This is a genomic window from Streptomyces sp. A01 (assembly GCF_059026195.1).
Window position 1 is genome coordinate 1 of the sequence record NZ_JBWLKN010000012.1, and the last position, 12,718, is coordinate 12,718.

At 71.2% G+C, this 12,718-nt stretch carries 11 protein-coding genes and 1 pseudogene; 6 read left to right on the top strand and 6 right to left on the bottom strand.

Annotated features, from left to right (window positions below):
* Positions 1 to 53: 53 nt before the first annotated feature.
* Positions 54 to 1,142: a redox-regulated ATPase YchF gene (gene ychF, locus AC5P1B_RS17770; RefSeq protein WP_493888228.1), complete on the bottom strand. Its 1,089-nt coding sequence runs from the start codon at positions 1,140 to 1,142 to the stop codon at positions 54 to 56.
* 280 nt (positions 1,143 to 1,422) lie between these two features.
* Here ychF and AC5P1B_RS17775 point away from each other — a divergent pair, with 280 nt between their 5' ends.
* A complete protein-coding gene (locus AC5P1B_RS17775; RefSeq protein WP_493888229.1) occupies positions 1,423 to 2,160 on the top strand; it encodes a DUF6542 domain-containing protein in 738 nt (245 codons plus the stop codon).
* Here the strand turns inward: AC5P1B_RS17775 and ppgK are convergent.
* Positions 2,066 to 2,818 carry a polyphosphate--glucose phosphotransferase gene (ppgK, locus tag AC5P1B_RS17780; RefSeq protein ID WP_493888230.1) on the bottom strand — a complete coding sequence of 251 codons (753 nt, stop codon included), beginning with the start codon at positions 2,816 to 2,818 and terminating at the stop codon, positions 2,066 to 2,068. The two genes, AC5P1B_RS17775 and ppgK, sit on opposite strands and share 95 nt — an antisense overlap.
* 225 nt (positions 2,819 to 3,043) lie before the next feature.
* Positions 3,044 to 4,081, bottom strand: coding sequence for a 4-hydroxy-3-methylbut-2-enyl diphosphate reductase (locus AC5P1B_RS17785; RefSeq protein ID WP_493888231.1), 1,038 nt, complete (start codon positions 4,079 to 4,081; stop codon positions 3,044 to 3,046).
* Between the two features lie 90 nt (positions 4,082 to 4,171).
* Between AC5P1B_RS17785 and AC5P1B_RS17790 the strand changes: the two are divergent.
* The 4 genes and pseudogenes from AC5P1B_RS17790 to AC5P1B_RS17805 all read left to right on the top strand — a co-directional run bounded on the left by AC5P1B_RS17790 (position 4,172) and on the right by AC5P1B_RS17805 (position 8,531).
* Positions 4,172 to 5,584: pseudogene (locus AC5P1B_RS17790) on the top strand (APC family permease).
* Between the two features lie 356 nt (positions 5,585 to 5,940).
* Complete coding sequence (xseA, locus tag AC5P1B_RS17795) at positions 5,941 to 7,173, top strand: exodeoxyribonuclease VII large subunit (protein ID WP_493888232.1); 1,233 nt, start codon at positions 5,941 to 5,943, stop codon at positions 7,171 to 7,173.
* Positions 7,174 to 7,355: 182 nt separating this feature from the next.
* The gene (locus AC5P1B_RS17800; RefSeq protein ID WP_493888233.1) at positions 7,356 to 7,607 is read left to right on the top strand and encodes an exodeoxyribonuclease VII small subunit; all 252 of its coding nucleotides are present in this window, start codon (positions 7,356 to 7,358) and stop codon (positions 7,605 to 7,607) included.
* A 330-nt stretch (positions 7,608 to 7,937) separates the two neighbouring features.
* A complete protein-coding gene (locus tag AC5P1B_RS17805; RefSeq protein ID WP_493888234.1) occupies positions 7,938 to 8,531 on the top strand; it encodes a malonic semialdehyde reductase in 594 nt (197 codons plus the stop codon).
* Positions 8,532 to 8,698: 167 nt separating this feature from the next.
* On the opposite strand, the gene AC5P1B_RS17810 is transcribed toward AC5P1B_RS17805, so the two are convergent.
* Positions 8,699 to 9,358, bottom strand: coding sequence for a DUF4245 domain-containing protein (locus AC5P1B_RS17810; RefSeq protein ID WP_493888235.1), 660 nt, complete (start codon positions 9,356 to 9,358; stop codon positions 8,699 to 8,701).
* 359 nt (positions 9,359 to 9,717) lie between these two features.
* On the opposite strand from AC5P1B_RS17810, the gene glpX reads away from it, so the two are divergent.
* The gene (glpX, locus tag AC5P1B_RS17815) at positions 9,718 to 10,749 is read left to right on the top strand and encodes a class II fructose-bisphosphatase (protein WP_493888236.1); all 1,032 of its coding nucleotides are present in this window, start codon (positions 9,718 to 9,720) and stop codon (positions 10,747 to 10,749) included.
* A 434-nt stretch (positions 10,750 to 11,183) separates the two neighbouring features.
* On the opposite strand, the gene AC5P1B_RS17820 is transcribed toward glpX, so the two are convergent.
* Together AC5P1B_RS17820 and AC5P1B_RS17825 are read right to left on the bottom strand one after the other, a co-directional pair.
* The gene (locus AC5P1B_RS17820; protein ID WP_493888237.1) at positions 11,184 to 11,540 is read right to left on the bottom strand and encodes a WhiB family transcriptional regulator; all 357 of its coding nucleotides are present in this window, start codon (positions 11,538 to 11,540) and stop codon (positions 11,184 to 11,186) included.
* A 192-nt stretch (positions 11,541 to 11,732) separates the two neighbouring features.
* Positions 11,733 to 12,536: a DUF1707 SHOCT-like domain-containing protein gene (locus AC5P1B_RS17825; protein ID WP_493888238.1), complete on the bottom strand. Its 804-nt coding sequence runs from the start codon at positions 12,534 to 12,536 to the stop codon at positions 11,733 to 11,735.
* Between the last annotated feature and the right edge of the window lie 182 nt (positions 12,537 to 12,718).

The following is a 12,718-nucleotide window of genomic DNA, read 5'->3' on the forward strand; positions in this document are numbered from 1 at the left end:
CCCCTTCTGACTGGCACGTTTGACGAAACGACCAACATACAGTAACGGGACGATTACACGTTGAACCGGAACTCCACCACGTCCCCGTCCTGCATGACGTAGTCCTTGCCTTCCATACGGGCCTTGCCCTTCGCGCGGGCCTCGGCGACCGAGCCGGTCGCCACCAGGTCCTCGAAGGAGATGACCTCCGCCTTGATGAAGCCCTTCTGGAAGTCGGTGTGGATCACACCGGCCGCCTCGGGGGCCGTCGCGCCCTTCTTGATGGTCCAGGCGCGGGCCTCCTTCGGGCCTGCCGTCAGGTACGTCTGGAGGCCGAGGGTGGCGAAGCCGACGCGGCCGAGGGTGGCGAGGCCGGGCTCTTCCTGGCCCATGGACTGGAGGAGTTCGAGGGCCTCGTCGTCGTCGAGTTCGATCAGTTCGGACTCGATCTTGGCGTTGAGGAAGATGGCCTCGGCCGGGGCGACGAGGGCGCGCTGCGCGTCCTTGAAGTCCTCGTCCACCAGCTCGTCCTCGTCCACGTTGAAGACGTAGAGGAACGGCTTGGTGGTGAGCAGGTGCAGCTCGTGCAGGAGCTTGCCGCGCTCGGTGCCCGCGGTGATGCCCGCCGAGAAGAGGGTCTGGCCGCTTTCGAGGATCTTCTGCGCCTCCTCGACCGCCGCCAGGACCGCGACCTTCTCCTTCTGGAGGCGGGATTCCTTCGTCAGGCGCGGGACGGCCTTCTCGACCGACTGGAGGTCGGCCAGGATCAGCTCGGTGTTGATCGTCTCGATGTCGTCCTTGGGCGAGACCTTGCCGTCCACGTGCACGACGTTCTCGTCCTGGAAGGCCCGGATGACCTGGCAGATCGCGTCCGACTCGCGGATGTTCGCCAGGAACTTGTTGCCCAGGCCCTCGCCTTCGGAGGCGCCGCGCACGATGCCCGCGATGTCGACGAAGTCGACCGTGGCGGGGATCTTGCGCGCGGAGGAGAAGATCTCGGCGAGGGTGGCGAGACGGGGGTCGGGGACGCCCACGACGCCGACGTTCGGCTCGATGGTGGCGAACGGGTAGTTGGCCGCCAGCACGTCGTTCTTGGTCAGGGCGTTGAAAAGGGTCGACTTGCCGACATTCGGCAGGCCGACGATTCCGATCGTGAGCGACACGTGGCGACTTCCCGTAGCGAGAATGTGAAAGGGACCAGGCCCTGGGCGGACCGGTCCACCAGTCTACGGGCCCGCTCCCTTCCCCTCTCCCCGCGCTCGGTTCTCGCTTCCGCGCGCGAGAGGTCGCACCCTGCCGCCCGGCGACAGGTCGCGCCCTGCCGCCCGAATGGGCGCAACCCGACGCCAACCGGGCGGACAATCGGTCGAACACACAGCCAAGGTGAGCCAAAGGGCGTGTCCATGGTCTGTACACGGCCAGGTGGCGACCTACGTTGGTGTCGTGGAACAACCCAGTACGCGTACGCCCCGACGCACGGCGCCGCCGCCCCGCCCCTCGGCGGACCGCCCCGGTGGCAGCGCCCCCCGCAGTGCTCCGGGCGGCGTTGACGCGGGCGAGAAAGCCACTGTCTACCGAGCGCGGCCCGCGAAGGCCCTGCCTCCGCCGCTGGCCGCCGCGCTGCGCAGGCTGCCCGAGCCGAAGCTGACCGGCCTCGGCACGGGGCTGCTGGCCACGGTCGCCATGCTCGTCACGGGCTGCCTGGACGCGCTGCTGCTGTCCGGTTCACCGGCCGCGTACGGTGTCCTCTTCTTCCTCGCGTGCGTCGCGTGCGGGCTGTGGGTGCGGCCCGCCGACCTGATCACCGCGCCGGTGAGCATGCCCATCGCGTACGCCGTCGGCCTGGTGCCGATCAGCGACGGCGAGGGGCTCGGCGGGCAGGCCATGGGCCTGGTGACCGCGCTGTCGCTGCACCCGGGCTGGCTGTACGCCGGGACCCTGCTGACCGGCGCGGTCGTCCTCGTGCGGCGCGTCGTGCTGGTGGGTCGGCGCCAGCGGACCAAGGAGAGGCAGCGGGAGCTGGGCCAGGGCCGGGGCCCGGCTCAAGCGCGGCCCCCCGAGCAGGACGCGGGCCCGGGCCGGCCGGCTACGGAACGGCCGCGCCTGCCACAGTCGCCGCCATCGCCGCGCCCACAATCCCCGCGTTGTTCTGCAGCTGAGCAGGCAAGATCTCGGCCCTGACGTCCTTGATCAGCGGCAGGAACTTCTCCGCTTTGCGGCTGACGCCGCCGCCGATGACGAACAGCTCGGGTGAGAACAGCATCTCCAGATGCGCGAGGTACTTCTGGACCCGGTGCGCCCAGTGCTGCCAGCTCAGGCCCTCGTCGTCCTTGGTCCGCGTCGAGGCGCGCTTCTCCGCTTCGTACCCGTGCAGTTCCAGGTGACCGAGCTCGGTGTTGGGTACGAGCCGCCCGCCGGTGAAGATCGCGCTGCCGATCCCCGTGCCGAGGGTGAGCACGATCACCGTGCCGGTGCGCCCACGGCCGGCGCCGAACCGCATCTCCGCGATGCCCGCCGCGTCCGCGTCGTTGACCAGCGTGACCGGCGCGCTCAGCCGTTTCGCGAGCAGCCCGGCCGCGTCAAGACCGATCCAGCCCGTGTCCACGTTCGCGGCCGTACGGGTCGTACCGCCGACCACCACTCCCGGGTAGGTCACTCCGACCGGCCCGTGCCAGCCGAAGTGCCCGACCACCTCGCACACACTGGCCATCACGGCTTCGGGCGTCGCCGGGCGCGGGGTCAGCATCTTGTGCCGCTCCGCCGCCAGCTCGCCGCGCTCCAGGTCCACCGGGGCGCCCTTGATCCCCGACCCGCCGATGTCCACACCGAATACGTTCATGGACACCACGCTAGAGCCGGGCGGGACCGTACACCCCTCGGACGGCGAAGGACGGAGAAGGGCCGTGAACGGCGGAGGAGTCGAAAGAGACTTCGCTTGAGGAACTCCAAGGGCTCGTTCCCGGTCGGGCCCGCGCCACCGGCCGCCACCGGCCGCCGCCGGCACCGGCGCTTCCCGCCGAACCCCGTCAGGGGCCGGCGGCCGGCCGGCGGACCACTCGGAGCGCTACTCGGCGGGCGGCTGCGAGGCAGCGGCCGCCGCCTCGGCGCGCAGGTCCCGGCGCAGCTCCTTGGGCAGGGAGAACGTGATGCTCTCCTTCATCGGCTGTACGACCTCGACGTCGGCGAACCCGCGCTCGGCCAGCCACTCCACGACGCCCTCGACCAGCACGTCCGGCACGGACGCACCCGAGGTGACACCGACGGTGCGCACGCCCTCAAGCCACGCCTCGTCGATCTCGCTCGCGTAGTCGACCAGGTGCCCGGCCTTGGCTCCGGCGCCCAGGGCGACCTCGACCAGCCGCACCGAGTTGGAGGAGTTCTTCGAGCCGACGACGATCACGAGGTCGGAATCGGCCGCGATTTCCTTCACCGCGATCTGCCGGTTCTGCGTGGCGTAGCAGATGTCATCGCTCGGCGGGCTGATGAGCTGCGGGAACTTCTCCTTGAGCGCGTCGACCGTCTCCATCGTCTCGTCGACGGACAGCGTCGTCTGGGAGAGCCAGACGACCTTGGACTCGTCGCGGACCTCGACGTTCTTCACGTCGTCAGGGCCGTCGACCAGCGTGACGTGGTCGGGCGCCTCGCCACTCGTGCCGATGACCTCCTCGTGGCCCTCGTGGCCGATGAGGAGGATGTCGTAGTCGTCGTTCGCGAAACGGACGGCTTCCTTGTGGACCTTGGTGACCAGCGGGCAGGTCGCGTCGATCGTCGCGAGTTGCCGCCGTGCGGCCTCCTCGTGGACGACCGGCGCGACGCCGTGCGCGGAGAAGATCACGATGGAGCCCTCGGGCACTTCCTCCGTCTCCTCGACGAAGATCGCGCCCTTCTTCTCCAGTGTCCGCACGACGTACTTGTTGTGGACGATTTCCTTGCGCACATAGATCGGTGCGCCGTACTGCTCCAGGGCCTTTTCGACGGCGATCACGGCTCGATCCACACCCGCGCAGTATCCGCGTGGCGCTGCGAGCAGGACCCGGCGGGTGTCACGCGAAGCGTCTCCGCTCGGGGCGGTGGCGGGCGACGGGCTGGGCGTTGCAGTCATGCCGACCATGGTACGGCCGTGGCGCAACGCGGAAAGGTCCCTCTGGTGGACGACACTGAGGCGAGGCTCAAAGAGGAGGCATGAGCAGGCATGACGGCCACCGGCCCGACGAGCGCGGATGCCACGCTGCGACGCACACTCACCTTCCGTGACCTGGTCGTATACGGTCTCTTGTTCATCGCGCCGATGGCTCCCGTTGGCGTCTTCGGGGCGCTCGACGCGAAGTCGCACGGCGCCGTCGCGCTGGTCTATCTCGTCGCGACGGTGGCGATGGCCTTCACGGCGTACTCGTACGCGCAGATGGTCCGCGTCGCCCCCCGGGCCGGCTCGGTCTTCACGTACGCGCGCGTGGGGCTCGGCGAGGGGCCCGGCTTCATCGCCGGGTGGATGGCCATGCTCGACTACCTGCTGATCCCCGCCGTCGCCTACCTCTTCTCCGGCATTGCCATGGAGGAGCTGGTGCCGTCCGTCGACCGGTGAGTGTGGACGACCATCGCCGTGGTGGTGACCACCGGGCTGAACCTGTGGGGTGTGCGGGCGGCGGCACTGGTCGGCTTCCTCGTGCTGGCGATGGAGATCGTGGTGCTGCTGATCTTCGTTGTCGCGGCCGTCGCCGAGCTGGTGGCGAACGGCGCGCAGCGCGACTGGCTGTCGCCACTGACCGGGCAGAGCGGGTTCACGATCACGGCCGTGTTCAGCGCGGTGTCCGTCGCCGTGCTCTCCTACCTCGGCTTCGACGCCATCGCCTCGTTCGCCGAGGAGGCGCTCGACGACCCACGCGGCACGCCGCCGGGCAAGGGCAGCGGCTGGCGAAGTGCGGCCGGTCCGGCGCGCGTCGCGCACGCCGTGCTGACCTGCCTGGCGGTGGCCGGTGTCCTCTTCGTCGTCCAGACGTATCTGGCAGCCCTGCTCGCCCCGATGTCCTCGGCCGAGCTGGCCGACAAGCCCGCGGGCCAGGGTTCCGCCTTCTACGACACGGTCGACCACTCGATCGGCACCTGGCTGCATGACCTGGTCGCGGTGAGCAAGGCGATCGGCGCGGCCTTCGCCGCGCTCGCCGGACAGGCGGCGGCGGGACGGCTGCTGTTCGCCATGGCGCGCGACCGGCGGCTGCCCGGCGCGGTGGCGAAGGTGGACACGCACAGCGGGGTGCCGCGGCGGGCGCTGCTCAGCGCCGCCGTCATCACCCTGATCGCCGCGGTGTGGGCGGCCCGCCGCGACGACGGCCTCGACCGCCTGGTGTCGGTGGTCGACGTCGGCGCGCTGACGGCGTTCGCGCTGCTGCACGCGTCGGTCATCGGCTGGTTCTGGGTACGGAAGCGGGCCGAGGTGCCGAGCGTGCTCCGGCATGTGCTGGTGCCGCTGGTCGGCATGGGCATCGTCGTCGCCGTGATCGTCGAGGCGTCGGACACGGCGCAGCGGATCGGCGCGATCTGGCTGGCGGTGGGTCTGGTGGTGCTGGCCGCGCAGTGGCGGGGCCGGGCGGGCAAGTCCCCGGGCTAGGCCCTGCCCGGCGGACCGTGCTGGGAGCCCCTGTCCGGGCGTCTGTGCGGGCGTCTGTGCGTGCCCCTGTCCGTGCTTCGCGGACTGCGGGTGCGTCGTGGCTGGTCGCGCAGTTCCCCCATGCCCCTGACGGGCACGTCCCTTCGCTGGGCGAGAGCTGCTTCCCCGGGGCGTGGCTGCTTGCGAAGCCCATACACGGCCTCGATGCCGGGTACGCATGATCCGCCGGAGACACGACGCGGCCGCTCCCCGCCCGGCCATCACTGCGCGCCCCGCGCTCGCGGAGACCTGGAGGGCGAACGGGCCCCCGCTGTCGGTGGGCGCCGCTGTCGGTGGGCGCCGCTACGCTCATCGGCATGGCTGTGAACACATCGCCCGAGACGCCGATCGCAGTCGGCGAAGTGTCCCGGCTGATCGGGGGCTGGATCGACCGGCTGGGCGCGGTCTGGGTCGAGGGCCAGATCACGCAGCTCTCGCGGCGGCCGGGCGCGGGGGTGGTGTTCCTGACGCTGCGCGACCCGTCGTACGACATCTCCCTGAGTGTGACGTGCTTCCGTTCCGTCTTCGAGCAGGTCGCCGACAGCGTCACCGAGGGCGCCCGCGTCATCGTGCACGCCAAGCCGGAGTGGTACGCGCCGCGCGGGCAGCTCTCGCTGCGTGCCGCCGAGATCCGGCCGGTGGGCGTCGGCGAACTGCTCGCGAGGCTGGAGCGGCTGAAGAAGTCGCTCGCCGCCGAGGGCCTGTTCGCCGCCGACCGCAAGCGCCCGCTGCCCTTCCTCCCCCAGCTGATCGGCCTGGTCTGCGGCCGGGCCTCGGCCGCCGAGCGTGACGTGCTGGAGAACGCGCGGCTGCGCTGGCCCGCCGTCCGGTTCGAGGTCCGCAACGTTCCGGTGCAGGGAGTGCACGCGGTGCCGCAGGTGATCGAGGCGGTGAAGGAGCTGGACGCGCTGCCCGAGATCGATGTGATCGTGGTGGCGCGCGGCGGCGGCAGTGTGGAGGATCTGCTGCCGTTCTCGGACGAGCAGCTGATACGAGCCGTGGCCGCCTGCCGGACCCCGGTGGTCTCAGCGATCGGCCACGAACCGGACTCGCCGCTTCTGGACCTGGTCGCCGATGTCCGTGCCTCCACTCCCACCGACGCGGCGAAGAAGGTCGTGCCGGACGTCGGCGAGGAGCTGACCCGGGTCCAGCATCTGCGGGAGCGTGCGCTGCGCGCGGTCAACGGGCAGCTCGACCGGGAGGAGCGCGGCCTCGCGGCGGCTCTGGCCAGACCGTGCATACAGCGGCCGCATCGCATGGTCGATGAGCGCGCGGAGCAAGTGAGCGCGCTGCTCCACCGCAGTCGCCGCACGATCGGGCATCTGCTGGACCGCGCCGACTCGGAGCTGTCGCACACCCGCGCCCGGGTTGTGGCGCTCTCCCCTGCCGCGACCCTGCGGCGCGGCTACGCGGTGCTCCAGCACGCGAACGGCTCGGTCGTACGCTCCGCGGGCGAGGTGGCCGACGCGGAGCGACTGCGGGCCCGGGTGGCGGAGGGCGAGTTCACCGTGATCGCGGAGACGGCCGGGCGGAGTGGCGGCGAGGAGTGACAGCGGGCGCGGTGAGGCGCGCGGGCCGGAGGTGCGGAGCCCGGCTGGAGCTGACCCGAGCTGAGACCGACCCGAACTGGAACTGGAACTGGAACTGGAACCGGTGAAGGTCCCGCCCCGGGCGGGCTGACGCGCCATACCGGCGTGACGTCATTGTCGTACCGCGACCCTAGGCTGGAGGCATGGTGAAGACAGGCGAGAAGACCGCCGAGACCGCGCTCGGGTACGAGCAGGCGCGGGACGAGTTGGTCGAGGTGGTGCGGCGGCTGGAGGCGGGCGGCACCACGCTGGAGGAATCGCTCGCCCTGTGGGAGCGCGGCGAGGAGCTGGCGAAGGTGTGCCGTCGCTGGCTGGACGGCGCGCGGCTGCGGCTCGACGCGGCACTGGCCGAGGACTCGGAGCCCGACGAGGACGCTGCCGCCACCGAGGACTGAGCCCGACCTCGGGACCGGGCCCGCCAGCTGGATCGGCTCCGATCCCGGCTCCGGCTCCTGCTCCGGGTTCCGGCTCCGGTTCGGACTCCCGCTCCGGCTCTGTGGCAGGTCGGGCCAGAACGGGCCAGGCCGTCCCCCTCCCGGAGCGGGCCCGGCGGGGACCCGGGCCCCGTCGCGGCCCAGGCGAGCCAAGGGGTCCACATGATGCCGTACGTGAAGTGGAGCACCCTCTTCCCGTTTTAGTTGAAGGTTAATCTAAATCGCGTACAGTGGAACGTGCCAGCCCGAACGCGTGCCCCTGAACGGCACAGACAACGCAGAAGGTATGCCATGACTCTCGCCCTCGACACGACCGCACAGGACCTGCTGTTCCGTGAGGCTCGTACCGCCAACACGTTCACCGACGAGCCGGTGACCGATGAGCAGATCGAGGCCGTGTACGACCTCGTCAAGTACGCCCCCACGGCGTTCAACATGTCGCCGCTGCGCGTACTGCTGGTCCGCTCCCCGGAGGCTCGTGAGCGTCTGGTCTCCCACATGGCCGAGGGCAACCAGCCGAAGACCGCCAGCGCGCCGCTGGTCGCCGTCCTCGCCGTGGACCACGAGTTCCACGAGGAGCTGCCGAAGCTCTTCCCGCACGCCCCCGGCATCAAGGACGCCTTCTTCTCCGAGCGCCCGGCGCGCGAGCGGGCCGGCACGTTCAACGCCGCGCTCCAGATCGGCTACTTCATCGTCGGCGTCCGCGCCGCGGGCCTCGCCGCCGGGCCGATGACCGGCTTCGACGCCGAGGGCCTGGGCAAGGAGTTCTTCGGCGACGGCGACCACACCGTGCTGGCCGTGGTGAACCTGGGCAAGCCGGGCCCGGACGCGTTCCGCGACCGCTCCCCCCGCCTGGCCTTCGACGAGGTCATCACCACCGTCTGACGCCCGTCCCGCGCGCGGGCCGCGACATCCTGGCACGCATCACCGCGCCCCGTGTCCCCAGTCGAGCTGGGACACGGGGCGCGGGTGCTCGGCTGACAGCCATCCAGCGGTCCGGCTGTCCGGCCGACCGGCTGTTCAGCATCCAGGGCGGCGACTGACCGCTGCCGCTACGGCTTGGCCGGAGTGCTCTCTTCGGGCTTGGCCGGCTTCTCCGGCTTGGTCGGCTTCTCAGCCGTGGGCGCGGGCGTGGCGCTCTGCACGGGCGGCGGCACGCTGCCCTTCTTCGCCTTGAGCGCGGCGACCATCCGTACGAGGTCGCGCTCCGGGGCCGTGCCGGTGACGATCGTCGTCACGCCGGGCTCCGTGCGTACCAACCCGTCGTACTTCTCGCCCTCGTACCGGGTCCACTTCTTGCCTTCGACCTCGCGCGAGCCGCCGGTCTTCTTCGCGCTGTGGGTGACGTCGGCGACGTAGCGGCGCACGTTCTCGGTGTCGCTCTGCTCGACGCCGACGTACTCCTTGTCCGGGGTCAGGTAGCCGAGGTGCCAGACGGCGCCCGCCTTGGTCTGACCGCGGTAGGAGACGGACGTCGCGCGCCAGCCCTCCGGCAGCCCCACGGGAGCCGCTATCGCGTACGGAGCGGCACGGCGCGCCGTGTCCACGGCGACGCGGGTGTCGACCGTCTTGATCGGGTCCTTGCTGTCGTCGTGCGGAATGAAGACATAGATGACCGCCGCCACGATGCCGACGACACCGAGCGAGAGCACCATGTTCCGAACCGTCTGATTCTCACCACGCGTACCAGCCACCCCCCTATCGTCCCCCATGCCTGTGACGACCTTGACCCCGGCCCTGCCCTACGAGCGGAGCGGGCGCCCGCACGAAGGGGCGGGGCCGAACCGAGGCGACCGGGCCGCACCGGACCCGACGGGACCGGGGAGCCGGGGGACCGGCGGGACCGAGGGCACCTCGCCCTGCGGCGACCGCAGCAGCGGGACCACGGCCTGCCGCACGGCCGGGGCGGGCCTGACGTCGGCCCGCTGACGGGCCTTGACGGCGCTCATGCGTAGGGCCCACTGCTCATTTTCGCGACGTACCGATAAAGTCATGAGCACCCTCGCCCTCCTTGCCCCGCTTCGGGCTGGAGGGGTCCAACGGCCGTCGCCGTACAGAAAGGTGCGCTCCGATGACCGAGAATCATCTGCCCTCCCAACTCGAAGTCAGCCCCGAGGCACCCGACCGCAACCTCGCTCTGGAGCTGGTCCGGGTCACCGAGGCCGGCGCCATGGCATCCGGCCGCTGGGTCGGCCGCGGCGACAAGAACGGCGCTGACGGCGCCGCCGTGAAGGCCATGCGTTCGCTCGTCCACACCGTCTCGATGAACGGCGTCGTCGTCATCGGCGAGGGCGAGAAGGACGAGGCGCCGATGCTCTACAACGGCGAGCGGGTGGGCGATGGGACCGGCCCCGAGTGCGACGTCGCCGTGGACCCCGTGGACGGCACCACGCTCACCGCCAAAGGCATGGCCAACGCGGTGTCGGTGCTCGCGGTCGCCGAGCGCGGCTCGATGTTCGACCCGTCGGCCGTCTTCTACATGGACAAGCTCGTCACAGGACCGGAGGCCGCCGAGTTCGTCGACATCACGGCCCCGGCCGGGGTGAACATCCGCCGGGTCGCCAAGGCGAAGCGGTCCAGCCCCGAGGACGTCACCGTCGTCATCCTGGACCGGCCGCGGCACGACGGCATCGTCAAGGAGGTCCGCGAGGCGGGCGCCCGGATCAAGTTCATCTCCGACGGCGATGTCGCGGGCGCGATCATGGCCGTACGCGAGGGCACGGGCGTGGACCTGCTGCTCGGCATCGGCGGCACCCCGGAGGGGATCATCACGGCCTGCGCGATCAAGTGCCTGGGCGGCACGATCCAGACCAGGCTGTGGCCCAAGGACGAGGCGGAGAAGCAGCGCGCCCTGGACGCGGGCCACGATCTCGACCGCGTGCTGCAGACCGACGACCTGGTCAGCGGCGACAACGTGTTCTTCGTCGCGACCGGCATCACGGACGGCGACCTGCTGCGCGGCGTGCGCTACGGGGCGGAGACCGCCACGACGCAGTCGCTGGTCATGCGGTCCAAGTCGGGCACGATCCGGCAGATCGACTCGACCCACCAGCTGTCCAAGCTCCGCGCCTACGCGTCGGTGGACTTCGAGCGCGCCCGCTGACCTCCGGGCAGCACCGCATGCGTCACCGGCGCTGAGCGCGCCGCCGTTGTGACACCCAGGCCGGGCGACCCTGTGCGGCTCACCCAGCCACCCGCGTACGAACGGGCCGGGCCTCGCCGACCACTGGCGAGGCCCGGCCCGTTTTCGCCTTGAGCCCGTCGCCCCGACCGCTCTCAGGCACGGCTGGGCGTCGCCCCTCGGGCAGGCTGGGTGGGTAGGTGGCCGGGCTGCGGCCCGGGTCTGGTCGTGGCCCGTTCGGCTTCGGGCCCGGTTCGGCTTCGGGCCCGGTTCGGCTTCGGGCCCGGTTCGGGTGTGCGGTCGGCCGGGCTCCGGGTCCGGCCAGGCTTCTGGCTCGGCCCGCCTCAGCTTCCGACTATCGTCCCGCTCCGGCCGTGCGGTCGGCCGGGCTGCGGACTCGCGATGCCGGTGAGCGGTCAGCCGGCCGCCGCGATGCGCACCGCGCGCTGGAGCTCCGCCTCCCGGCGCCGACGGCGCGCCAGCACCACGCGCCGCTCCGCGGCCGTCAGGCCGCCCCACACCCCGTACGGCTCGGGCTGAAGCAGGGCGTGCTCCCGGCACTCGATCATGACCGGGCATCGTGCGCATACCCGCTTCGCGGCCTCTTCCCTGGACAGCCGGGCGGCAGTTGGCTCCTTGGAAGGCGCGAAGAACAAGCCAGCTTCATCCCGGCGGCACACCGCCTCCGAATGCCAGGGACCGGCCTGATCCCGAGCGTGATCACGCTGCGGGGGCACGGTGGCGTCCTGCAGGGGGTGATGCGGTTGCAGCACGGTCTACTCCTGACGACGGCTCCGGTTGGGTCACACCCTTGCCCGCCTCGCTGCGCACGACCATTCGCGCCCGCAGCCGTACGAGAGACGATGCACCAAGCTTTACCCGCTGTGCGCGGGCTTATGCACACCGTTGCCCTTTGCCGCCCGGCGTTCTACCCCTATCTCGCGGCACCTATCCCTTAAGCCCCGCTATGCCCCTCGCGCGTTCAGATTCTTCAGCCGTTTGCCCCGCTTGGGCTTGGCCTCGGCCCCGCCGAAGACCGCCAGGCCGCTGACGACGACCACGGGCGCCGACGGGTCCGCCGCCTCCTGGCTGGCGACGTCGAAGCCACCGAAGACGCCGGTGCCGGTCGTCCGCAGGGACACGTTCTCGGGGACCTTGATGTCCACCCCGCCGAAGATCGCGGTGACGTTGATGACGATCTCCTGCTGCTCGAAGACCGCCTCGGTCAGATCGATCTCGACGCCGCCGAACAGCGCGAACGCGTTCGTCCTGCGGCCCACCCGCCACCGCCCCTTGCGGGACGCGCCGCCGAAGACCGCGATCAGGTTGTCGGTGGCGGGGGCGCGCCGGGTGTCCGCGAGGTGCGCGGTGCCCGCCATGGCAGGGGCGGCCGACGCGGACCGTACGGGCAGGTCGCGGACGAAGATCTCCAGCTCGCCGCGCGTCTTGGCCTCGTACACCCCGCTGATCCGGTCGGCGTGCTCCTCGGCGGTCAGCCGTCCTTCGGCGAGCGCTTCGCGCAGGATGTCGGCGAAGCGGTCGCGGTCCGCGTCGGAGGCGCGAAGGCGCGCGTCTGCGCCGCCGTCGCCCGCCCAGGCGCCGTCGGCACCGGCGGCGCGGTCGGCACGGGCGCCGTCCGTGGGCGCCGCCCCGTGCGTGGCCGACGGCTCCCCCGCAGACTCCCGCACATGGTCGTATCCGGGCTTCTTCTCTGGCGCGCCCGTGGCCTTGGTCAACGAGGCCGGGGGCGCCGGCTGCTGTTCGTCCACGGGCTCAGCGTAGCGAAACGCGATAGATCGCGATAGCCCTACAAAGGGAGTGGCACTGCTCGGCGCACGAGCCCGGCAGCGCGGCCGACGAGCCGTAGGACCGGGGCGCGGCGGGAAGTGAGCCTGACCTCACAGCGGTGCGGCCGCGCCGCCGTTCTACTCTGGTGGGCGCCCCAGCTTCC

Excerpts from the sequence above, each read along its gene's own strand:
- ppgK (WP_493888230.1), bottom strand. The coding sequence starts at position 2,818 with ATGAACGTATTCGGTGTGGACATCGGCGGGTCGGGGATCAAGGGCGCC.
- AC5P1B_RS17810 (WP_493888235.1), bottom strand. The coding sequence starts at position 9,358 with ATGGGGGACGATAGGGGGGTGGCTGGTACGCGTGGTGAGAATCAGACG.
- AC5P1B_RS17785 (WP_493888231.1), bottom strand. The coding sequence starts at position 4,081 with ATGACTGCAACGCCCAGCCCGTCGCCCGCCACCGCCCCGAGCGGAGAC.
- AC5P1B_RS17805 (WP_493888234.1), top strand. The coding sequence starts at position 7,938 with ATGACTCTCGCCCTCGACACGACCGCACAGGACCTGCTGTTCCGTGAG.
- xseA (WP_493888232.1), top strand. The coding sequence starts at position 5,941 with ATGGCTGTGAACACATCGCCCGAGACGCCGATCGCAGTCGGCGAAGTG.
- AC5P1B_RS17800 (WP_493888233.1), top strand. The coding sequence starts at position 7,356 with ATGGTGAAGACAGGCGAGAAGACCGCCGAGACCGCGCTCGGGTACGAG.
- glpX (WP_493888236.1), top strand. The coding sequence starts at position 9,718 with ATGACCGAGAATCATCTGCCCTCCCAACTCGAAGTCAGCCCCGAGGCA.